Source organism: Paraburkholderia sartisoli, assembly GCF_900107685.1.
In the GTDB taxonomy this organism is placed as follows: domain Bacteria; phylum Pseudomonadota; class Gammaproteobacteria; order Burkholderiales; family Burkholderiaceae; genus Paraburkholderia; species Paraburkholderia sartisoli.
Window position 1 is genome coordinate 384,506 of sequence record NZ_FNRQ01000005.1, and the last position, 19,421, is coordinate 403,926.

Annotated in this window: 19 protein-coding genes; 8 read left to right on the forward strand and 11 right to left on the reverse strand. The window is 62.9% G+C overall.

What is annotated here, in order from left to right; genetic code table 11:
• The gene (locus tag BLV45_RS17615) at positions 1-618 is read right to left on the reverse strand and encodes a 5-formyltetrahydrofolate cyclo-ligase (protein ID WP_090535222.1); all 618 of its coding nucleotides are present in this window, start codon (positions 616-618) and stop codon (positions 1-3) included.
• A 20-nt stretch (positions 619-638) separates the two neighbouring features.
• Between BLV45_RS17615 and BLV45_RS17620 the strand changes: the two genes are divergently transcribed.
• The 4 genes from BLV45_RS17620 (at position 639) to BLV45_RS17635 (ending at position 5,557) form a co-directional block, all read left to right on the forward strand.
• Positions 639-2,606, forward strand: a complete 1,968-nt coding sequence (locus tag BLV45_RS17620; protein WP_090535223.1) for a lytic transglycosylase domain-containing protein — start codon at positions 639-641, stop codon at positions 2,604-2,606.
• Between the two features lie 84 nt (positions 2,607-2,690).
• Positions 2,691-3,644, forward strand: coding sequence for a complex I NDUFA9 subunit family protein (locus BLV45_RS17625; RefSeq protein WP_090535224.1), 954 nt, complete (start codon positions 2,691-2,693; stop codon positions 3,642-3,644).
• Positions 3,645-3,671: 27 nt separating this feature from the next.
• Positions 3,672-4,319 carry a glutathione S-transferase family protein gene (locus BLV45_RS17630; protein ID WP_090535225.1) on the forward strand — a complete coding sequence of 216 codons (648 nt, stop codon included), beginning with the start codon at positions 3,672-3,674 and terminating at the stop codon, positions 4,317-4,319.
• Positions 4,316-5,557, forward strand: a complete 1,242-nt coding sequence (locus tag BLV45_RS17635; RefSeq protein ID WP_090535226.1) for a multifunctional CCA addition/repair protein — start codon at positions 4,316-4,318, stop codon at positions 5,555-5,557. The genes BLV45_RS17630 and BLV45_RS17635 overlap by 4 nt, the downstream gene beginning before the upstream one ends.
• 405 nt (positions 5,558-5,962) lie before the next feature.
• Here BLV45_RS17635 and BLV45_RS27165 read toward each other — a convergent pair whose 3' ends face one another.
• The 3 genes from BLV45_RS27165 to BLV45_RS17645 all read right to left on the reverse strand — a co-directional run bounded on the left by BLV45_RS27165 (position 5,963) and on the right by BLV45_RS17645 (position 7,953).
• On the reverse strand, positions 5,963-6,157 hold the full coding sequence (locus BLV45_RS27165) for a hypothetical protein (RefSeq protein WP_143130442.1): 195 nt from the start codon (positions 6,155-6,157) through the stop codon (positions 5,963-5,965).
• 403 nt (positions 6,158-6,560) lie between these two features.
• Positions 6,561-6,755: a DUF2905 domain-containing protein gene (locus BLV45_RS17640; RefSeq protein ID WP_090535227.1), complete on the reverse strand. Its 195-nt coding sequence runs from the start codon at positions 6,753-6,755 to the stop codon at positions 6,561-6,563.
• A 10-nt stretch (positions 6,756-6,765) separates the two neighbouring features.
• On the reverse strand, positions 6,766-7,953 hold the full coding sequence (locus BLV45_RS17645; protein ID WP_090535228.1) for a class I SAM-dependent methyltransferase: 1,188 nt from the start codon (positions 7,951-7,953) through the stop codon (positions 6,766-6,768).
• Positions 7,954-7,966: 13 nt separating this feature from the next.
• Here BLV45_RS17645 and BLV45_RS17650 point away from each other — a divergent pair, with 13 nt between their 5' ends.
• Both BLV45_RS17650 and BLV45_RS17655 read left to right on the forward strand, forming a co-directional pair.
• Positions 7,967-8,791 carry an SDR family oxidoreductase gene (locus BLV45_RS17650; protein WP_090535229.1) on the forward strand — a complete coding sequence of 275 codons (825 nt, stop codon included), beginning with the start codon at positions 7,967-7,969 and terminating at the stop codon, positions 8,789-8,791.
• An 81-nt stretch (positions 8,792-8,872) separates the two neighbouring features.
• Positions 8,873-9,268: a dihydroneopterin aldolase gene (locus BLV45_RS17655; protein ID WP_090535230.1), complete on the forward strand. Its 396-nt coding sequence runs from the start codon at positions 8,873-8,875 to the stop codon at positions 9,266-9,268.
• On the opposite strand, the gene ttcA is transcribed toward BLV45_RS17655, so the two are convergent.
• Positions 9,265-10,209, reverse strand: a complete 945-nt coding sequence (gene ttcA / locus BLV45_RS17660) for a tRNA 2-thiocytidine(32) synthetase TtcA (protein WP_090535231.1) — start codon at positions 10,207-10,209, stop codon at positions 9,265-9,267. The two genes, BLV45_RS17655 and ttcA, sit on opposite strands and share 4 nt — an antisense overlap.
• A gap of 323 nt (positions 10,210-10,532) precedes the next feature.
• Between ttcA and glmU the strand changes: the two genes are divergently transcribed.
• Positions 10,533-11,894 (forward strand): bifunctional UDP-N-acetylglucosamine diphosphorylase/glucosamine-1-phosphate N-acetyltransferase GlmU, encoded by a 1,362-nt coding sequence (glmU, locus tag BLV45_RS17665; protein ID WP_090535232.1) that lies wholly within the window; start codon positions 10,533-10,535, stop codon positions 11,892-11,894.
• Positions 11,895-11,954: 60 nt separating this feature from the next.
• On the forward strand, positions 11,955-13,772 hold the full coding sequence (gene glmS, locus BLV45_RS17670; RefSeq protein ID WP_090535233.1) for a glutamine--fructose-6-phosphate transaminase (isomerizing): 1,818 nt from the start codon (positions 11,955-11,957) through the stop codon (positions 13,770-13,772).
• A 51-nt stretch (positions 13,773-13,823) separates the two neighbouring features.
• On the opposite strand, the gene BLV45_RS17675 is transcribed toward glmS, so the two are convergent.
• From BLV45_RS17675 to BLV45_RS17700, 6 genes are read right to left on the reverse strand one after another with little or no spacing between them, the layout of a single operon-like run.
• Positions 13,824-14,768 carry a vWA domain-containing protein gene (locus tag BLV45_RS17675; protein ID WP_090535234.1) on the reverse strand — a complete coding sequence of 315 codons (945 nt, stop codon included), beginning with the start codon at positions 14,766-14,768 and terminating at the stop codon, positions 13,824-13,826.
• Positions 14,765-15,322: an MxaL protein gene (locus BLV45_RS17680; RefSeq protein ID WP_090535235.1), complete on the reverse strand. Its 558-nt coding sequence runs from the start codon at positions 15,320-15,322 to the stop codon at positions 14,765-14,767. The genes BLV45_RS17675 and BLV45_RS17680 overlap by 4 nt, the downstream gene beginning before the upstream one ends.
• The gene (locus BLV45_RS17685; protein WP_090535236.1) at positions 15,319-16,311 is read right to left on the reverse strand and encodes a vWA domain-containing protein; all 993 of its coding nucleotides are present in this window, start codon (positions 16,309-16,311) and stop codon (positions 15,319-15,321) included. Before BLV45_RS17685 ends, BLV45_RS17680 begins: the two co-directional genes overlap by 4 nt.
• On the reverse strand, positions 16,308-17,201 hold the full coding sequence (locus tag BLV45_RS17690) for a calcium incorporation protein MxaA (RefSeq protein ID WP_245753352.1): 894 nt from the start codon (positions 17,199-17,201) through the stop codon (positions 16,308-16,310). The genes BLV45_RS17685 and BLV45_RS17690 overlap by 4 nt, the downstream gene beginning before the upstream one ends.
• A gap of 26 nt (positions 17,202-17,227) precedes the next feature.
• On the reverse strand, positions 17,228-18,091 hold the full coding sequence (locus BLV45_RS17695; RefSeq protein ID WP_090535238.1) for a DUF58 domain-containing protein: 864 nt from the start codon (positions 18,089-18,091) through the stop codon (positions 17,228-17,230).
• A gap of 4 nt (positions 18,092-18,095) precedes the next feature.
• Complete coding sequence (locus BLV45_RS17700) at positions 18,096-19,115, reverse strand: AAA family ATPase (protein WP_090535239.1); 1,020 nt, start codon at positions 19,113-19,115, stop codon at positions 18,096-18,098.
• Positions 19,116-19,421 lie beyond the last annotated feature (306 nt).

Here is a 19,421-nt window from a genome sequence, read left to right on the forward strand (position 1 = left end):
TCAGTCCGCGGTGGTGTGCTCGGGATAGCGGGTGCGTTCCGTGATGACCGCGTCGAGCGGGATGTCGTGCGCCTCGCGCGGGATCGCGTCCGTGCGGCAGGCTTCGTACGCGACGCCGACCGTCACCGGCCGCGCAGCACCCGTGCCCGCGCCCGGCCATGCTGCCAGCGTGCGGTCGTAATAGCCGCCGCCGTAGCCAAGCCGGAACGCGTCTTCGTCGAAACCCACACAGGGAATCAGCAGCAGGTCGGGCGTGACGTCACGGCCCGACTCCGGCTCGGGAATACGGTGATGGCCCGTTTTCATCGCCATGTCCGGCGTCCACGCGTGAAATGCGAGCGGCGTGCCGACGCTGTGAATCACCGGCAGGCCGGCCTCGCGTTTTGCATCGGCGGCGAGCCATTCGGCGATGGCTTCGCGTGCGTCGAATTCACCCGCGAGCGGCCAGTAGAACCCCACGCATGCAGGCGCATATCGTTCCAGTGTCCGGAGCACCTGGTGCTTTAACGCGAGTGCGTGCGCGGGCTCGCGAGCCGCGTCGAGACGGGCTCTGAGCAGTGTTGCGCGCAGTTCCTTTTTCGATTTCGCGTGAGGGTTGCGTGCTATGCTTGGCTTCAATTTCCGCTCCAGAAATAACGATGTCCAAACGCCTCTTTCGAGTATATCGCGCGGTCGGTTCTGCGCTGGCTGCCGCGGCACTCGTCGCGTGCGGCACGGCCTCCGCAGTTCGTCCAGTCACGTTCACCCAGCTCACGCCGGACGATCAGACCTTCATCCAGCTTCGCGAAGCAGCGCGCAATAACGATGCGCCGCGCGCCGCGCAACTGGCGAGCATGATTCCCGACTATCCCGCGCCGTCGTATCTCGAGTACTTCACGCTGAAGCCGCAGCTCTTCGATACGTCCGGCCACGCGCGCATCGACGCGCCGGACGCGCCCGTGCTGTCGTTCCTGCAGAAGTACGACGGCCAGGCGATTGCCGACCGCCTGCGCAACGACTATCTCCTCGTGCTCGGCGCGCGTCACGACTGGCGCAACTTCGACCAGCAGTACCCGCGTTTCGTGCTGAACGACGACACGCAGGTGAAGTGCTACGCGCTCGAGTCGCGCGCGGCGCGCGGCGAAAACGTCGCCGATGCGGCCCGCGCGCTGCTCACCGATCCGAAGCAGTATGGCGACGGCTGCGTCGACCTGATCACCGCGCTTGCGATCAACCAGCAGTTCTCGACCGACGACGTGTGGCAGCAGATCCGTCTCGCGTACGAGCAGAACTACACGAACACGGGCGCGAGGCTCGTCGACGCGCTTGGCAACCAGCGTCCCGATCCGGCGCTGTTCGACCAGGCGGCCAGCACGCCGCCGCTGCTGCTTGCACGCGGCGTCGGGCCGGATCCGCAGTCGCACCAGCTGGCGCTGCTCGCGATCACGCGCATGGCGCGCAACGATCCGGCGATGGCGGCTGCGACGTTTGCCTCGGTGGCGCCGTCGCTCACCACGCCCGAGCGCGCGATCGGCTGGGGCACGATCGCCTACCAGGCGGCGGCGAAGCAGATGCCGGCCGCGGTCGACTGGTACCGGCTCTCGGCGAACGCCACGCTTTCGAACCCCGCATACGAATGGCGCACACGCATGGCGCTGCTCGCCGGCGACTGGACGATGGTGCGCTGGTCGATCGAGCAGATGCCGCCTGCGCTGCGCGCGCAACCTGCGTGGATCTACTGGCACGCGCGTGCGGTGAAGCAGGGCGGCGACACGGTCGCGGCGAACCAGGAATTCGAGCAGATCGCGGCGGGCTATAACTTCTACGGCCAGCTCGCGGCCGAAGAGCTCGGCCAGAAGATCACCGTGCCACCGAAAACCACCGTGACCGACGCCGAAGTCGAGGAGGCTGGCAAAACGCCGGGCTTCGCGCTCGCGCAACGTTTCTACGCGCTGAACCTGCGCCTTGAAGGCAATCGCGAATGGAACTGGCCGCTGCGCTCGATGACCGACCGCCAGCTCATCGCGGCCGCGGAATACGCGAGGCGCATCCAGCTGTACGACCGCGCGGTGAACACCGCTGACCGCACGAAGACAGAGCACGATTTTTCGTTGCGGTACCTGTCGCCGTTCCGCGATATCGTCGAGCGCGATGCGCAATCCACGGGGCTCGACGTCGAATGGGCGTACGGGCTGATCCGCCAGGAATCGCGTTTCATCATGAATGCGCGCTCCGAAGTCGGCGCGAGCGGCCTGATGCAGTTGATGCCGGGCACCGCGCAACTGGTCGCGAAGAAGATCGGGCTTGGCACGATTTCGCGCGCGCAGATGAACGACATCGACACGAACATCCTGCTCGGCACCAACTATCTGTCGATGATCTACAATCAGTTCGACGGGTCTGCCGTGCTGGCCACGGCCGGTTACAACGCCGGCCCGGGGCGTCCGCGCGCGTGGAAGCAGAATCTGCCGAGGGGCGTCGAAGGCGCGATTTTCGCTGAGACGATCCCGTTCCAGGAAACGCGCGACTACGTGAAGAATGTGCTGTCCAACACGGTCTACTATGCGGCACTGTTCGAAGGCCGTCCGCAATCGCTGAAAGTGCGTCTGGGCTACATCGCACCATAAAACGCCCGCGCCACGCCGCCGCGCTTCGCCGCGCGGCGGCCGCCTCACCAGCCGTTGCCGCGGCTTCCACCCAGGGAGTCGAAAATGCGCCATCAAGCCATCGCGATCATCGGCGGTTCCGGATTCATCGGCAGTCACCTCGTCAACGCGCTTGTCGAGCTCGGCAAGGACGTGCGCATCGCCACCCGCCGGCGAAATCATGCCCGCCATCTCACGCTGTTGCCCGTCGATGTGCTCGAAGTCGACGTGTTCGACCCGGTGCAGCTTGCCAGTTTCGTTGAAAACGCCGACGCCGTGATCAACCTCGTGGGCGTCCTGCACGCGAGCCGCGCGAATCCGTATGGCGAAGCGTTCGCGAAAGCGCACGTCGAACTGCCCGCGAAAATCGTCACTGCCTGCGAAGGCAAGGGCGTGCATCGCCTGATCCACGTGAGCGCGATCGGCGCCGACCCAAAGGGGCCGAGCATGTATCTGCGCTCGAAGGGCGACGGCGAGAAGGCCGTGCGCCAGTCGACGCTGGCGACCACGGTGTTCCGGCCATCCGTCGTGTTCGGCCCCGAGGATGCGTTTCTGAACAAGTTCGCGTTCCTGCAGCGCGTTTTCCCGATGATTCCGCTTGCGATGCCCGACGCGAAGTTTCAACCCGTGTTTGTCGGCGACGTTGCGAAGGCGATGGCGAACGTACTCGACCTCGATGCCGCCACGGGCCGCACGTACGAGCTTGGCGGGCCGACCGTGTACACGCTGGAGGCGCTGGTGAAATTCTGCGGCGACGTGATCGGGCGTCACGCGCGCATCATCCGCTTGCCGGACGCGCTGGCGCGGCTTCAGGCGATGACGTTCGAAATGGCGCCTGGCGAGCCCGTGATAACGCGCGACAATCTCGATTCGATGAAGGTGGACAGCGTGCTGAGCGGGCCGCTTGCGCCCGAGCTCGACATCGAGCCTGCTAGCATCGAAACGATTGCACCGGTGTATCTGACGGGCGCCTCGCTGCGCTCGCGCTTCAACGCGTTCCGCGCGAGCGCGGGACGGTGACTTTCACTTTTACTTATCGATAGACGCATGAAACTCGTTATTGGCGACAAAAACTATTCGTCGTGGTCGATGCGGCCGTGGCTGGTGCTGAAGCATTTCGGCATTCCCTTCGAGGAGCGCGTGATCGAATTGCAGGAGGCGGATTCGACGGCGTCGATTCTTGCGCTTTCGCCGTCGGGCAAGGTGCCGTGCCTGATCACCGACGACCGCGTACACGTGTGGGATTCGCTTGCCATCTGCGAGACGCTTGCCGAGCAGTTCACGCAGCACGCGATGTGGCCGCGCGACGCGGGCGTGCGCGCACAGGCGCGCAGCGTGAGCGCCGAGATGCACTCCGGCTTTGTCGGCTTGCGTTCGTCGATGTGGATGAACATCCGCGCGTCGTTTCCGGGCCGGGGCGCGACGCCGGAGGCGCTTGCGGACATCGCGCGTGTCGACGCCCTGTGGTGCGACTGCCTCGCGAAGCATGGCGGTCCGTTCCTGTTTGGCGACTTCAGCATTGCGGACGCGATGTACGCACCGGTCGTGATGCGCTTCAACACGTGGCAGCCTGCGCTTTCCGCGGTTGCCTCTGCTTACGCGCGCCGCGTGACGGAGCTGCCGGCCGTAAGCGCGTGGATTGATGACGCGTTGCGTGAGACGCATCGCGTGGCGCACTACGACGCTTGCGCATGAATATCTACGCAGTGGGCGGCGCGATCCGCGACGAACTGCTGGGTGTGCCCGTCAAGGATCGCGATTACGTGGTGGTTGGCGCGACGCCCGAGCAGATGGTGGCGCAGGGTTATCGTCCGGTCGGCAAGGATTTTCCGGTGTTCCTGCATCCGCAGACGCACGAGGAATATGCGCTTGCGCGCACCGAGCGCAAGACGGCGGCGGGCTACCACGGCTTCCAGTTTTTCTACGCGCCCGATGTGACGCTTGAGGAGGATCTGGCGCGGCGTGATCTGACGATCAACGCGATGGCGCGCGAGGTGCGTCCTGACGGCGAGCTTGCCGGGCCCGTGATCGATCCGTTCAACGGACAGGCTGATTTGCGGAATCGTGTATTCCGGCATGTCAGCGATGCGTTTCTTGAAGACCCCGTGCGGATCCTGCGCATTGCGCGGTTTGCGGCGCGCTTTGCCGGCTTCACCGTTGCGCCGGAGACGATGGCGCTGATGCGGAAGATGGTGGCGGCGGGCGAGGTGGACGCGCTGGTACCGGAGCGCGTGTGGCAGGAGGTATCACGTGGATTGATGGAGCCGAAGCCGTCGCGGATGATTGATCTGTTGCGGGAATGCGGCGCGCTTGCGCGCGTGTTGCCGGAGATCGATGCGTTGTTTGGCGTGCCGCAGCGCGCCGATTACCACCCCGAGGTCGACACGGGCGTGCATGTGATGATGGTTCTGGATCACGCCGCCACGCAGGGTTATGCGTTGACGGTGCGGTTTGCCGCGTTGACGCATGATCTTGGCAAGGCGACGACGCCCGAGGACGTGTTGCCGCGGCATATTGGGCACGAGGGGCGCAGTGTGGATTTGCTGAAGCCTTTGTGCGAGCGGTTGCGGGTGCCGAATGAGTGTCGCGATCTGGCGGTGCTGGTGGCGCGTGAGCACGGCAATATTCATCGCGTGATGGAGACCGGGCCGGCCGGACTTGTGCGATTGTTCGAGCGATGCGATGCGTTGAGAAAACCTGCGCGGTTTGCCGAGGCGCTGCAGGCATGCGAGGCGGATGCGCGCGGGCGGCTGGGGTTTGAGGCACGGGAGTATCCGCAGGCCGAACGGCTGCGTATCGCGCTTGTTGCTGCGCGGGCTGTGGATGGAGGCGCGGTTGCTGGCCGGTTTGTTGACCGGCCTTCTCTGATTAAAGATGCCGTTCGGCAGGAGCGGGTTCGGGAAGTTGCTTTGGCTCTTGGTGAGTCTGTTTAGGTTGGTTTTTGCCCCTTTGGCGGGGCGGCATGCTTTTTTGTTGTTCTGGGTTTTTGGCCTTTCCTTGCATTCATGTCGGTCTATTAGCGTCGCCCCTGTGCGGGGCGGCACCTACTTTTCTTTGTCTTCCAAAGAAAAGTAGGCAAAAGAAAGGCGCTTCGAAAGGCCATCTTTTCTCGGTGCGTCATCGTTGGGGAATGGCACCCCATGAGATGTCGCCCCCGCACTCCAGGCCACACGGGTCCGCGCACGATCTGATCTCCCGCACAGCACCGCCCGTGACACAGGGCTCATTCATCCCACTCCGCACTACGTGCGTCGCGGAGCGCCCGCTCAACGGTGCCGGCATCAGGGGCCGAAGATCATCGATTGCGATTGAGAGTGCGATTGTGGCGGCGATTGCCATCACAATTTAGATGCGAGCACGAGCACGAGCACGAGCACGAGCACGAGCACGACTTCGAATGCGACTTCGATTGCGATTGCGATTGCGGATGCGGGTGTGGGTGTGGGTGTGGGTGTCCGCGCGAATGCGCGGGCGGGGTTATGCCGGTCGGCGATGCGCGTAGCGCGGAGTCGGGTGGATGACGGCTTTGTCACGAGCACTGAACGCGCGCGGGATGGAATCGCGCGGGGGCCGATGGCGGGTGAGGCGTGGGGGCGACACTTCATGGGTTGCCGTTCCCCGCTGAAGATGCGCCTTGAAGAAATGAGTTTTCGAAGCGCCTTTCTTTTGCCTACTTTTCTTTGGAAGACAAAGAAAAGTAGGTGCCGCCCCGCACAGGGGCAACGCTAATAGACCGACATGAATTCAAGGAAAGGCCAAAGGAAACCGCAGCTTCGGCACGAAAAACCGGAATGCCGCCCCGCACAGGGGCAACACTAATAGACCGACATGAATGCAAGGAAAGGCCAAAAAGCCAGATCAACAAAAAACCCCAGCTTCGGCACGAAAAACCCAAAATGCCGCCCCGCCAAAGAGGCAAAAAAAAACCGAAAACCTTTAAACCATTCGAACGATAAAAGACAAAACCATACTCAAAACCAAAGTAGACATAAAGGGAAAAGGGTACTCTTTCCCAGCAATCCTGAGGGTGACATCCCCCGGCAATCTCCCGATGCCGACCTTCCTGAGCCACGGCCAGCACCGCGACAAAACCGCGACAGCAACAAAAGTAGTGAGTAACCAGCGGATCATGGCATCGCGCTCAAAGCGAATGTGACCGGTCGCCGCGCGCAAACGCGGCAATCCCCTCGTCGATGCCGCGCGAAAACGCGATCACCTTGAAAAGCTCCCCCATCTCGGCCTCGGAAAGCAGCTTCTGCACCGCATTCGCCGCAGGCAAATACCGCTTGATGTCCGAAGGATCCAGATCGCCAAGCGCATCGGTAATGCCGGCATTCAACAAAAACCGCGCCTGCGATGTATACCCAAGCAGATCCACCCCCGTATCCACACCCGCTTCGGCGACGCCACTAAACTCGACGTGTGCAGTAATGTCCTGCAACCCGGGATACAAAAACGGATCGCCATGCGCACGATGCCGGTAGTGACACATCAGCGTCCCCTGCGCGCGCTGCGCATGGTAATACTCGTGGCGCGGAAATCCATAGTCGATAAAAAACGCGGCGCCACGTTCAAGCATCGTACAGATCGTCCGCGTAAAGGCAAACGCGGCCTCGTGTGTTTCAGCGACATAGTCGCCGTCCACTTCGAGGGAATCGAGAAACGCCATGTCGGCAGTCGTGCCAACCGGCCGGTCCTCGAACGTCAACGCGCCATCGCGCCAGGTCACGCCACGCTCACGCCACACGCCACCGGTACGCGCAAAGAGCCGCACCGGCATCGCGTCGAGCACTTCATTGCCAATCACGACACCCTCGAAGCGCTCGGGCAACGCATCCAGCCAGCGCACCTTCGCAGCCAGCGCGGGCGCCTCCGCTTCGATCGTCGCACGCTGACGCTCACGCAGTTCGCCCGACAGATCGACGATCGAATACGTGTCGAATTCGACGTCCTGCGCCGCAAGTTCATTCAGAAGCCCCGCCGCGAGTTTGCCGGTGCCGGCGCCAAATTCCATCACGGCACGCGTGCCGCTCGCTGACAGGGTCTCCGCCACGGGGCGCGCGAGCGTCGCGGCGAAAAGCGGCGACAGCTCGGGCGCGGTGACGAAATCGCTGCCGTCCTCCGCGCGGCGCCCAAACTTCATCGCGCCGCCACTGTAGTAGCCGAGGCCCGGCGCGTACAGCGCGCGCTCCATGTAGCGCTCAAACGGCAGCCAGCCGCCGTTCGCGTCGATCTCCGCGCGGATCCGCGCGACCAGCGCCTCCGACTGCGCAAGCGCGGCCGCGCCGGGAGCAGGTAAACTATCGGGTTCGTGAGCTTTCGGATTCATCCGCATATTGTAAATGACCGACTCTTCCAGCACTTCACCCACCGGCAGCATCCACGGCGCCCCCGCGCGCATCGTCCTGATCACCGGCGCGGCCCGCCGGATTGGCCGCGCGCTCGCCATCGGCTTCGCGTCGAAAGGCTGGGACGTGGCCGTGCATTACGGTGCGTCCCGCGAGGAAGCGGATGAAGTGGTCGAGGAGATCGTCGCGCTCGGCCGTCGTGCGGTCGCGCTGCACGCGGATCTCGCCGACGAAGCACAGGTCCTGAAGCTCGTGCCGGATTGCATCGCAGCGCTCGGCCGTCCCGCGTGCGTGATCAACAATGCATCGCTCTTCGCTGAAGACGCGGCGGACGACGTCGGCTATGAACGGCTGCTGCATCTCACGGCGATCAACCTGGCGGCGCCGCTCGTGCTGGCGCGCACGTTGCATGAAGCGACGCCGCAAGCCGCGTGCAGCGACGAATCGCTGCGCGGCTGCGTCATCAACGTGCTGGACCAGAAGCTGTACAACATGAATCCGGACTATCTTTCATACACGGTGTTGAAGGCCGCGCTGCAGACGGCAACCGTCGCGCTCGCGCAGGCGCTCGCGCCGAAGCTGCGCGTGGTCGGGCTGGCGCCTGGGCTCACGCTGCAATCCGCCGATCAAACGCCGCAGGGTTTCGCCGAGTCGCATGCGGTCACGCCGCTTGGCCGTGCTTCGCGTCCAGAAGACCTGGTGGCCGCCGCGCTGTATCTCGCGGATGCGCAGGGCGTGACGGGCTCGACGCTGGTCGTCGACGGCGGTCAGCATCTCGTGCCGTTGCCGCGCGACGTAATGTTTTTGACGGGCGCCTGAACGCACGCGAAGGCCTGCAGGCCTTCACTGCGCGAAGCGCTCCCTGCGTGTCCGCACGCTTCTATCGACACTGGAACGATCATGCACGACGCTCTTTCGCATCCCCGGCTCGCCGACTGTCGCCGGCTCTTTCTGCGCAACTACGAAGTGCACATCAACATCGGCGTGCATGACTTCGAAAAGCGCGGCGAGCAGCGCGTCGTGATCAACGTGGAGCTATACGTGCCGCTCGCCTTGTCCACGCCTGTCGCGGACAGGCTGAGCGAAGTCGTCGACTATGACTTCATGCGCTCGACCATCGCGCGTCGCGTCGAACAGGGCCACATCCATCTGCAGGAAACGCTCTGCGACGATCTCGTCAAGACCCTGCTCGCGCATCCGCAGGTGCGCGCGGCACGCGTTTCGACAGAAAAACCGGATGTGTATCCGGACTGCGACGCCGTCGGCGTCGAAGTCTTCCGGATCAAGGAAGATTAAGCGTCGGCTGTATTGGCAGCCGTTGCGCTAACGTCAGGGGCAGCGGCGCGCGCCGCGGGACGCACGAACTCGATGCGGTTCTCGCTGGAATGCGAGAACACGAGCGCCGTCTGCGTGTAGGACGTGTCGCCGAAGAGCGACGCTTCGTCGATCTTCGCGAGACCCGATGCGAGCGCGCGGAAATCGAACAGGCTGGTGTCGGCGAGATGCGACGGCACGACGTCGGACAGCGCGCGAAACACGTTGTCGACGCGGCCCGGCGTGTCGCGTTCCCATTGCGTCAGCATGTCCTTCACTTTCTTGCGCTGAAGATTTTCCTGCGAACCGCACAGGTCGCACGGAATGATCGGATATTCCATCGCACGCGCGTACGTCGCGATGTCCGACTCCTTGCAGTACGCGAGCGGCCGGATCACGATGTGCGCGCCGTCGTCGGTGGCGAGCTTCGGCGGCATCGCCTTCATCTTTCCACCAAAGAACAGGTTCAGGAAAAACGTCTCGACGATGTCGTCACGATGGTGGCCCAGCGCGATCTTGTTGGCCCCCAGCTCTTTTGCCGTGCGGTAAATCACGCCGCGGCGCAGGCGCGAGCACAGCGAGCACGTGGTCTTGCCCTCGGGCACCTTCTCCTTGACGATCGAATGCGTGTCCGCTTCGACGATCCGGTACTTCACGCCGATCGACTCGAAATACTGCGGCAGGATTTCTTCGGGAAAGCCAGGATGCTTCTGGTCGAGATTCATCGCGATGATCTCGAAGTCGATCGGCGCGCGCTTTTGCAGCGCGAGCAGAACGGAGAGCATCGTGTACGAGTCTTTGCCGCCACTCATGCACGTCAGGATTTTGTCCCCGTCCTCGATCATGTTGAAGTCAGCAATCGCTTTGCCGACCTGCGACTGCAACCGGGTTTCGAGGCGGAAAAAATTGTTTGAGGCTTTCATGGCAGGCACGCAACAGAGTGAAGATTGCCGCAGTGGCGCGTGGACGCCGGGAAAAGGCGTCAGAAAGCGGTACCGGGCAGAACCCGGATGATACATCCAAATACAAATCAAGCACTTGGCGAGCAGACGGCGCGCCTGCAGGAGGAAATGTGCAAGTGGCAGAAGGCCGGTCGATATCCATCTGGCAGCCAGGGAAATCACCTGATGCGCTGCGTCGGTGGGTTTTGCGCAACGGCGGCAGTAGCGCCGGGTGGGAGGCGTCTTCGATAGCGCGAAGTGCGTGCTAACATTGAAGGCTTCCAACTCGACCCCTCGTCGGCGCCATGAATATAGTCATTTTGGCGGCAGGCACCGGTAAGCGCATGCGCTCCGCGCTGCCCAAGGTGCTGCATCCACTGGCCGGCCGGCCGCTTCTGTCCCACGTCATCGATACTGCCCGCACGCTCGACCCGACGCGACTCGTCGTCGTGATCGGTCATGGAGCGGAGGCTGTACGGGGCGCCGTCGCGGCGCCCGACGTGCAGTTCGCGGTGCAGGAGCAACAGCTCGGCACGGGACATGCCGTGCAGCAGGCGCTGCCGCTGCTCGATCCCTCCGTGCCCACGCTCGTGCTATATGGCGACGTGCCGCTCACGCGCGCAGGCACGTTAAAGCGTCTGACCGACCGCGCGGGCCAGGGCGGCTATGGCGTGCTTACCGTGACGCTCGACGACCCCGCCGGCTACGGCCGCATCGTGCGCGACGCGAACGGCAAGGTGCTGCGCATCGTCGAACAGAAAGACGCGACACCGGAGCAGTTGAAGATTGCCGAAATCAACACCGGCATCATCGTCACGCCCACGCAGCAACTCACACGCTGGCTCGCATCGTTGAAGAACGACAACGCGCAGGGCGAGTACTACCTCACCGACGTGGTCGAACTCGCGATCGAAAGCGGCCTCGATGTGGTCACCGCGCAGCCGGACGAAGCGTGGGAAACGCTCGGCGTCAACAGCAAGCAGCAACTCGCGGAACTCGAGCGCATCCATCAGGGCAACGTGGCCGAAGCGCTGCTCGTGGCGGGCGTCACGCTGGCCGATCCGGCGCGTATCGACGTGCGCGGCACGCTGGAATGCGGCCGCGACGTTTCGATCGACGTGAACTGCGTGTTCGAAGGCACCGTCACGCTGGGCGATAACGTGACGATTGCGGCGAACTGCGTGATCCGTAACGCGACGATCGGCGCGGGCACGCGCGTCGACGCGTTCACGCATATCGAAGGCGCGGACGTCGGCGCGAACGTCGTGCTCGGACCGTACGCACGGCTGCGCCCGGGCGCGACGCTGAAGGACGAATCGCACGTCGGCAACTTTGTCGAAGTGAAGAACGCGGTGCTCGGGCACGGCTCGAAAGCGAATCACCTCACTTATATCGGCGACGCCGATATCGGCGCGCGCGTGAACATCGGCGCGGGCACGATTACGTGCAATTACGACGGCGCGAACAAGTCCCGCACGATCATCGAAGACGACGTGTTCGTCGGCTCCGATACGCAGCTCGTCGCGCCGGTGCGCGTCGGGCGCGGCGTGACGATCGCGGCGGGCACGACGGTATGGAAAGACGTCGAGGAGAATCTCCTCGTGCTGAACGAGAAGACGCAGATCGGCAAGACAGGCTACGTTCGTCCGGTCAAGAAAAAAGGCTGACGGGACGCGCCGCGTTCTGACACTTCGCGGTACCCAACCCCTGCAAAGGAACTGATATTTATGTGCGGCATTGTCGGCGCGGTTGCGCAACGTAACATCGTCCCGGTTCTGATCGAAGGACTGCGGCGCCTCGAATATCGCGGCTACGATTCCTGCGGCGTGGCCGTGCTCGCGGGCGGCGAGCCGCGTCGCGCGCGCAGCGTGGCGCGCGTCGCCGATCTCGACGAGCAGGTGCGCGAGACGCATCTCGAAGGCTTCACGGGTATCGCGCACACGCGCTGGGCGACGCACGGCGCGCCGGTCACGAACAACGCGCATCCGATTTTCTCGCGCAATGCGCTTGCGCTCGTACACAACGGAATCATCGAGAACTACGAGTCGCTGCGTGAGATGCTGCGCGGCAAGGGCTACGAGTTCGTCTCGCAGACCGACACCGAAGTGATCGCGCATCTGATCCACAGCCTCTATCGCGGCGACCTGTTCGTAGCGGTGCGCGAGGCCGTGCAGCAACTGCACGGCGCGTACGCGATCGCGGTGGAACATAAGGACCAGCCGAACACGGTGGTCGGCGCGCGCCAGGGCTCGCCACTCGTCGTCGGTCTGGGTCAGGGCGAAAACTTCCTCGCTTCGGACGCGCTCGCGCTGGCGGGCAGCACCGAGCATTTCATCTTCCTCGAAGAGGGCGACGTTTGCGAGCTCACGCTCGAACGCGTGCGCGTCGCCGATCGCGACGGCCGCGACGTGGAGCGCGAAGTGCGTACGGTCGCGGCCTATGGCGGCGCGGTCGAGCTCGGGCCCTATCGTCACTTCATGCAGAAGGAAATCTTCGAGCAGCCGCGCGCGATCAGCGACACGATTCCGCAGGCCGATTCGTTCGATGCATCGCTCTTTGGCGACGCAGCGGCCAGGGCATTCGGCGAGATCGACAACCTGCTGATTCTCGCGTGCGGCACGAGCTATTACTCGGGGCTGACGGCGAAATACTGGCTCGAATCGATCGCGAAGATTCCGACGCAGGTCGAGATCGCGAGCGAATACCGCTATCGCGATTCAGTGCCGAATCCGAAGTCGCTGGTGGTGGTGATTTCGCAGTCGGGCGAGACGGCCGATACGCTCGCCGCGCTCAAGCACGCGCAGTCGCTTGGGCACAGGCATACGCTTTCGGTGTGCAACGTCGGCACGAGCGCGATGGTGCGGCTCACCGAACTGTCATTCCTGACGCACGCGGGGCGCGAGATCGGCGTGGCGTCGACCAAGGCGTTCACGACGCAGCTCGTCGCGCTGTTCGTGCTGGCCGCGACGCTGGGCAAACTGCGCGGGCACGTCGACGCTTCGCTCGAAGCGCAATACGTGCGCCAGTTGCGCCATCTGCCGGCCGCGCTCAACAGCGTGCTGGCGCTGGAGCCGCAGATCATCGCGTGGTCGGAAGATTTCTCGCGCAAGGAAAATGCGTTGTTCCTCGGGCGTGGCCTGCATTACCCGATTGCACTCGAAGGCGCACTGAAGCTCAAGGAAATCTCGTACATCCACGCGGAAGCGTACCCGGCGGGTGAGCTCAAGCACGGGCCGCTCGCGCTGGTGACGGAAGCGATGCCAGTCGTGACGGTCGCGCCGAACGACGCGCTGCTCGAGAAGCTGAAGTCGAACATGCAGGAAGTGCGTGCGCGCGGCGGCGAGCTGTATGTGTTCGCCGACTCGGACACGCGCATCGTCAGCGAAGAGGGGCTGCATGTGATCCGGATGCCGGAGCACTATGGTGTGCTGTCGCCGATCCTGCACGTCGTGCCGCTGCAGTTGCTGGCGTATCACACGGCGTGCTCGCGGGGCACGGATGTCGACAAGCCCCGTAACCTCGCCAAATCCGTGACGGTTGAGTGATTCGTTTCAGCGCTCAACCCGTGCGCCATCCGGTTATTTCCGATGGCTGCATCAGGCGCGCGAGTGAGAAGGCGAAACATGCCGGCGCGCCGTCCAGCGTTCCGGCAAGAAACGCCACGCCAACAAAACCAGTGCGATGGCCGCAGGAAGCCAGTTTAAATCGGTCGGCACGGGCTCTCGATGTGCCAGACGCTCATCGAGCATTGCCCCAACCGCGTCTTGCGGAACACGAACACGTCGATATCCAAAACCAGTTCGCTGAGCGACGGATGCCAGATATTGGCCGCGAAGTTCGGAAAGTTCTTCGTGGCTTTCGACGGCGATACTGGCGCCCGGTTGCGGCGGTACCTGTATCACGTCGTCGGCGCGCCAGTACCCGATACGGTTGCCGCTCTCGTCGGTTCGCGGGATGGCAGCGGGTTGGTCGCCCCCTACGCCCATCAGCCAGCCTTTCACCTGGCCGGGAGCAATGTCGCGCACGCGCTCGTCTGAAGGTAGTACCGGTGGCGCTTCCTGTCCGTCCGTGAAAAAAATGACCCCCGTGTCGTGTCCCACGCTCTGAGACGTGCGGACAGCCGAATAGACGCCGCCTTCGGCAATCCGGCTCCAGTTGCTCCAGCGCATCCGGCCATCGATGCTGTCAAGGGAGGCGAGCAGCGCATCATAGTTGCTGCAAACCTCAATGGGAGGCAGCAAGAGCAGGGTGCTTTGGCCAGTGAAAACGCTCCAGCCGATTTTTGAGCCGCAGGGCAACCGCTCCAGACTGTCCCGCATGACTTCGCGCGCAAAGTTCAGCCGGCTTAGTGGTGTGTTACCCAGGCTGACGTCTTCGACGTCCATACTCTGCGTGATATCGAAGGTGACGATGTAGCTGAACACGCTCCGCTGGAGCGTCAAGCCCGGCATCCACACAGCGGCGGCTAGCAACGGCACCGCCGCAACAGTCGCCCAATGTCGCTGCTCAAACAGGCCGAGCGTCATCGCCGGGAAATTCATGGCAGGTCCTCGCTCTGCGCTCCGCGCACCTTCACTTGAGTCTGCTTCTGGATGTCGGGCTCGTTCGAATCCATGTGCATCTCAGGTGCCAGCCGTAGCGCCCGTTCGAGGTTGTATCGGGCGTCCCAGTCGTCGGGGGCAAGCCGCAACACCGACCGATAACGTTCCTTGGCCTGCTCAAGCATCGGTAGCGACTGGATCGAACCCGGCGGGTCGCCGCGGGTCGCCTGGCGGAGATACATGTTGCCAAGGTCAAACAGCGCCGCTGTCTGTATCGCTTTGTTCGTATCCGCCGTGATCAGTCCGTCGTAAAGCCTTTGGGCGCCAGCATAGTCTCCCGTCTTCGACAGGAACACCGCGCGAGCGAGCCGCACCTCCGCTGCATCATCAACGATTCCCCCCGCTTCTGGCTTTGCTTTGCCGACAGTCGACGAGGTCACGACTGCGTGAGCGACAGAGCGCTCATAACGCAGCGTTGCCCCGTCATATATCGCTATTCCGGCAAGACAGAACGCCAGCGTTCCAAAAGCGATATGAATGGATGCCCGCCTCATGACCAGCTCCGCACCTGGACGAGACGCAACCCCAGCAAGCAGGTGCAACATACCAATGCGATAGCGAAACAAAGGGCGCTACCGTCCTGTCGCGGCAAAAATTCCGTGAACGACACACGGGATTTTTGCTGCTTGTTAATCTCCGCCATGGCGGCTGCCATGGCAGCGGCACCGTTCGCTTGATAGAGCCTGTAAGGGGTGTCCAGTGTCTCAAAGTAGCGATGTAGTTCGGCCTCGGCCGAAGACTGATAAGACGGCGCAATGTTGGTCAGGTCGGGACTGGTGTAGGTGCTCGTTCGCAAATAGACAAAGTAAAGCGAAATCCGGTTTCGTGCGAGACCGGCCCTGATATCCGCGCGCGCCCTGGCGTTCAGTCTCGCGCCTCCATCGGATACCAGCACGATGGCGCGCCGACCCGCATAGGGCGGCTGCCCGTCAAACTGGCCGATCGCAGCGAGCAGCCCGCGGTCAAGCTGCGTATCCGGCATCCCACGGCCGAATGACGTGCCCTCGATGGCATCCTGAATAACCCGGTGATTGCGGGTGAAGGGCACGACAAGCACGGGGCTGATACCGAACATCAAGAAAGCGAGGCGGTCATCAGGGCGCTCGCTGACGAAACGCCGAAGCGAGCGCCGGGCGACCTCGTTCTTGGACATGCCGCCCGATTCGACAACGGGCGATTTTCCCATGACACCGTCCATGCTGGCACTTCGGTCCATCAAAATCACGATTTGGGCGCCCGTGCTGACGCGCATGACCTGCAGATGAGAGCGCCCAGGGCCGGCCAGGCCCAGGACGACAGCCAGAATCGCCAGTACTGCGCAACCGCGCCGGAGATAGTCGAAGGCTGTGCCGACGGAATCAACGGGGAGCCAGTCAACAAATGAATAGCCAAGCGCCTCACTCCGCCTGGGAATCAGCGGCAACAACGCCACGGGCAGCATCAGCAGTAGCCAGGGCCTGACAAAATCAACTGACAGGGTCATCGCCGTCGCCTTTCGGCGCGATAAAGCGCGCGGCAGAAATCACGCAACGCAAAGCGCTCGCGGCCCACGTCATTACCGAAAAAGCGTTCCCGCGACCTGGCGTAGAAGGTCTCGAGTTCCGGTCGCAACGGCTCGAGATAAGGCGCAGGGGTGAACAGAGTGGTCAGCGCGCCAGCATGCACAACCTGGCCTGCAGTTTCATCCAGCGCGCGATGCACGCAGAGCCAGGCATCAGCGTTCGAATCGACGTCGGGTGTCTTCAGGTTCTGTATTTTCTGCCATGCGAGGGCGAATGGCAGCCGGTGTGCGTCGCGACGGTTACGCCAGAACCACCAGCCGACCCAGGCCACCAGCGTCGCCGTCAAAAGAGCAAGCACGGAAAGCAGGCGACGTTTGATCGGCGCCATCGGTGCAGACGGGACCAGCCGGTCTGGCCTGAGCGTCCGCAAGTCGCCCGCGTCGAAAGCGGCGCGCGGTGTCAACGGCCCCACGCTGACTGGCCACTCGGTGACCTGCAGCAACTTGCCCGACTTCGACGTCAGTCTGATCGGGGGCAATCTGATTTCCGTTAGCGTTTCAGGCGCGTTGATTAGCTGATAGTCGATGACCATCCAGCGACGACCGTCCCGGTCCGTTTCCACGTAAGGCTTACGGCGCTCGAACCAGACATCGATGCGGCCGTTCGACGGAGGTGTGACTTCTCCCGCGTCGTGGCCGTCGATTTCCAGCAGAACCCGTTGACTCAGCACGTCGCCCAGCACGTGACCGAATGCTCGCGGTTGCTCCACGGTTGCTGTCACCAGATCTCCCGCGCAGACAGAGCCTGAACAGGCAAGGGTTATGGCAGCAACCAGCAAGGCGATCGCACCACCGTTCGGACGAACTGCCATCGAACGCCCGCGAATCATGCGCGGCCTCATGCGACAGTTTCCAGAAAATAGCGCGACACCGATTCGGCATCGAACGTGCCTTCAACGTAGAAAGGACTGATACCGCACTTGCCGAAGAGTTCAGCCAGTTCGCGGCGCCGGCTTGCGACGTTATCGCGCCATTGTTGAACCAGTCTCCGGCGAAGCCACAACGTTCGGCCTTTGCCTGACTCAACGTCGCTGACCACCAGCATCGAGCCGACACCCGGTGGCTCGATTTCCGAACGGTCCCACACGACCATCGGCACCACGCGCGCACTAACCAGCGTGTCGAGAACCGCAGCCAGCCGGCCGAGCGGCCAATGAAAATCGGAAACGAGAAAGACCAGGCTGCGACGCCCCGCCAGCCTGGATAACGCCCGCTCCAGGCCCTCAATCCCTCCCGACTTTCCGGCGGTGCCGGAAAGTCGACGGAGCGTCGCCGACATCTCGTCGCCGACGCCACGACCCTGTCGCGCTGGAACGAAGAGGTCGTCCCGTTCGTCGGCGTCAAACGCCAGCATCCCCAACTGGTCGCCCGCGCGAAACGCGCTGTAACCCAATGCTTCGACGAAATCCGCGGCGAGATGAAGCTTCGGTCGCGTCGCTCCGAAGAGCATGGACGCTGACACATCGACCGCAATGTAGACGGGCACGGCTACACGCTGCAGGTTGAGTCGCACCAGCCACTGTGGCGGCACGGCACGCTGGCTTGCGCGCAAATCCAGCCGCCGTGGGTCAGGATGGTCGAACAGACGCGCGTGTAGCGCGAACTCCTGGCCGACGCCGAAGCTTGTACCTGGATGCGAGCCGGGCCGAAATCCGCTTGCGCGACCCGGCATTCGATAATGGAATTCGACTAGCGGTTTCATGATGTCAGGGTACGGCGATCTTCCGCACAATCATCGTGGTCAATTCCTCAGCGAGTTCATGTCTGCGCAATTCGTAGACTGGCGTGAAGAAAATCCGGTGACCCAATGCCGGCAAAAGCACGGCGTGAACGTCTTCAGGCACTACGTGCAGACGTCCATCAAGCCATGCAATTACACGGACTGCGCGCGCCAGCGCACTCATGCCACGGGGGCTCGCACCCACGAGAACGAGTCGCTCCATGTCGACCCCGTCGATTTCGATGCCGAAGCGCTGAGGCGCCTCGGTCGCTTCCCAAATGTTCAACAGATAGCTTTCGATGCTCGGACTCACCGTCACACTTCGCTGAATCTCGGTCCCAATCGCATTCAACCGGGTTGGGTCCACTATTGCCGACGGAATCCTTTCGATAAGCGTTTCGGCATCGTGAAACATCGGATCGAAAACCAGCGCGCGACGAACCGCCGGAAGGACCGGTGTGGGCATGTTCAATTCGAACAGGAAGCGGTCACGTGCTGCGGAAGCAAGTTCGAAGGTCTCTTCCTTTTCGACTCTGTTTCTGTCCGCGAACACCGTCATGTGCGGAAAGCGGTATTCGCGGCCGAAAGCGGATACCGTTCGCTCGGCCATCGCTCGAAGGAGGAGCGACTGGACTTGAGGGCGAGAGCGGTTTATTTCGTTAAAGAAGAACGTGGTGAGCCGTTCGCCATGGCGCAGTAGCGGCCCAGGGTCAATTCTCGGCTTGCCATCAGCGTCGACAAACGTGTGATAGACGAGGTCGCCTGGCATCAGGTCGATGGTGCCCTCGACGCGTTCGAAATCGCCACCCGTTACGCGTGCGAACGCGCGCAGCAAGGTCGTTTTTCCGACCCCCACGCCGCCTTCAAGAAGGACATGTCCCCGGGCAAAGAGGGCAACGGTGATGAGACGTATGGTTTCTGCCTGTCCAATGACAGCCTGGGCGACTGCGTCCTCAATCCTCAACGCGTCGCGACGCCAGTGCTCAAGGTCATTTTCCGATGCCATTGTTGTCGTTTCCATGATTCGCGCCATCGCGCCATCGCGACTCGCGGATGCGGCAACGCAACACGAATGACGAGACGCTCCCGGGCGAGCACGCACAAGGCGTGCCGACCGACGCACGACTCAGGTTTGGCCGATGTTCCCCGACAAACGCCAGGCGACGCAAGCCAGCTTGCCGAACCACAGTGTCATGGGAGGGATTACATACTGTTGCAGGACTGAGTCAGTGGTTTGCCCTACGCGTAAGCTATATCGTGCTTACGTGCATGACCGCCATGCCGGCGATACCGGGCACAGCGATCAGTCCAG

Excerpts from the sequence above, each read along its gene's own strand:
- BLV45_RS17620 (WP_090535223.1), top strand. The coding sequence starts at position 639 with ATGTCCAAACGCCTCTTTCGAGTATATCGCGCGGTCGGTTCTGCGCTG.
- BLV45_RS17625 (WP_090535224.1), top strand. The coding sequence starts at position 2,691 with ATGCGCCATCAAGCCATCGCGATCATCGGCGGTTCCGGATTCATCGGC.
- BLV45_RS17630 (WP_090535225.1), top strand. The coding sequence starts at position 3,672 with ATGAAACTCGTTATTGGCGACAAAAACTATTCGTCGTGGTCGATGCGG.
- BLV45_RS17635 (WP_090535226.1), top strand. The coding sequence starts at position 4,316 with ATGAATATCTACGCAGTGGGCGGCGCGATCCGCGACGAACTGCTGGGT.
- BLV45_RS17640 (WP_090535227.1), bottom strand. The coding sequence starts at position 6,755 with ATGATCCGCTGGTTACTCACTACTTTTGTTGCTGTCGCGGTTTTGTCG.
- BLV45_RS17645 (WP_090535228.1), bottom strand. The coding sequence starts at position 7,953 with ATGAATCCGAAAGCTCACGAACCCGATAGTTTACCTGCTCCCGGCGCG.
- BLV45_RS17650 (WP_090535229.1), top strand. The coding sequence starts at position 7,967 with ATGACCGACTCTTCCAGCACTTCACCCACCGGCAGCATCCACGGCGCC.
- BLV45_RS17655 (WP_090535230.1), top strand. The coding sequence starts at position 8,873 with ATGCACGACGCTCTTTCGCATCCCCGGCTCGCCGACTGTCGCCGGCTC.
- ttcA (WP_090535231.1), bottom strand. The coding sequence starts at position 10,209 with ATGAAAGCCTCAAACAATTTTTTCCGCCTCGAAACCCGGTTGCAGTCG.
- glmU (WP_090535232.1), top strand. The coding sequence starts at position 10,533 with ATGAATATAGTCATTTTGGCGGCAGGCACCGGTAAGCGCATGCGCTCC.
- glmS (WP_090535233.1), top strand. The coding sequence starts at position 11,955 with ATGTGCGGCATTGTCGGCGCGGTTGCGCAACGTAACATCGTCCCGGTT.
- BLV45_RS17675 (WP_090535234.1), bottom strand. The coding sequence starts at position 14,768 with ATGAATTTCCCGGCGATGACGCTCGGCCTGTTTGAGCAGCGACATTGG.
- BLV45_RS17680 (WP_090535235.1), bottom strand. The coding sequence starts at position 15,322 with ATGAGGCGGGCATCCATTCATATCGCTTTTGGAACGCTGGCGTTCTGT.
- BLV45_RS17685 (WP_090535236.1), bottom strand. The coding sequence starts at position 16,311 with ATGACCCTGTCAGTTGATTTTGTCAGGCCCTGGCTACTGCTGATGCTG.
- BLV45_RS17690 (WP_245753352.1), bottom strand. The coding sequence starts at position 17,201 with ATGGCAGTTCGTCCGAACGGTGGTGCGATCGCCTTGCTGGTTGCTGCC.
- BLV45_RS17695 (WP_090535238.1), bottom strand. The coding sequence starts at position 18,091 with ATGAAACCGCTAGTCGAATTCCATTATCGAATGCCGGGTCGCGCAAGC.
- BLV45_RS17700 (WP_090535239.1), bottom strand. The coding sequence starts at position 19,115 with ATGGCATCGGAAAATGACCTTGAGCACTGGCGTCGCGACGCGTTGAGG.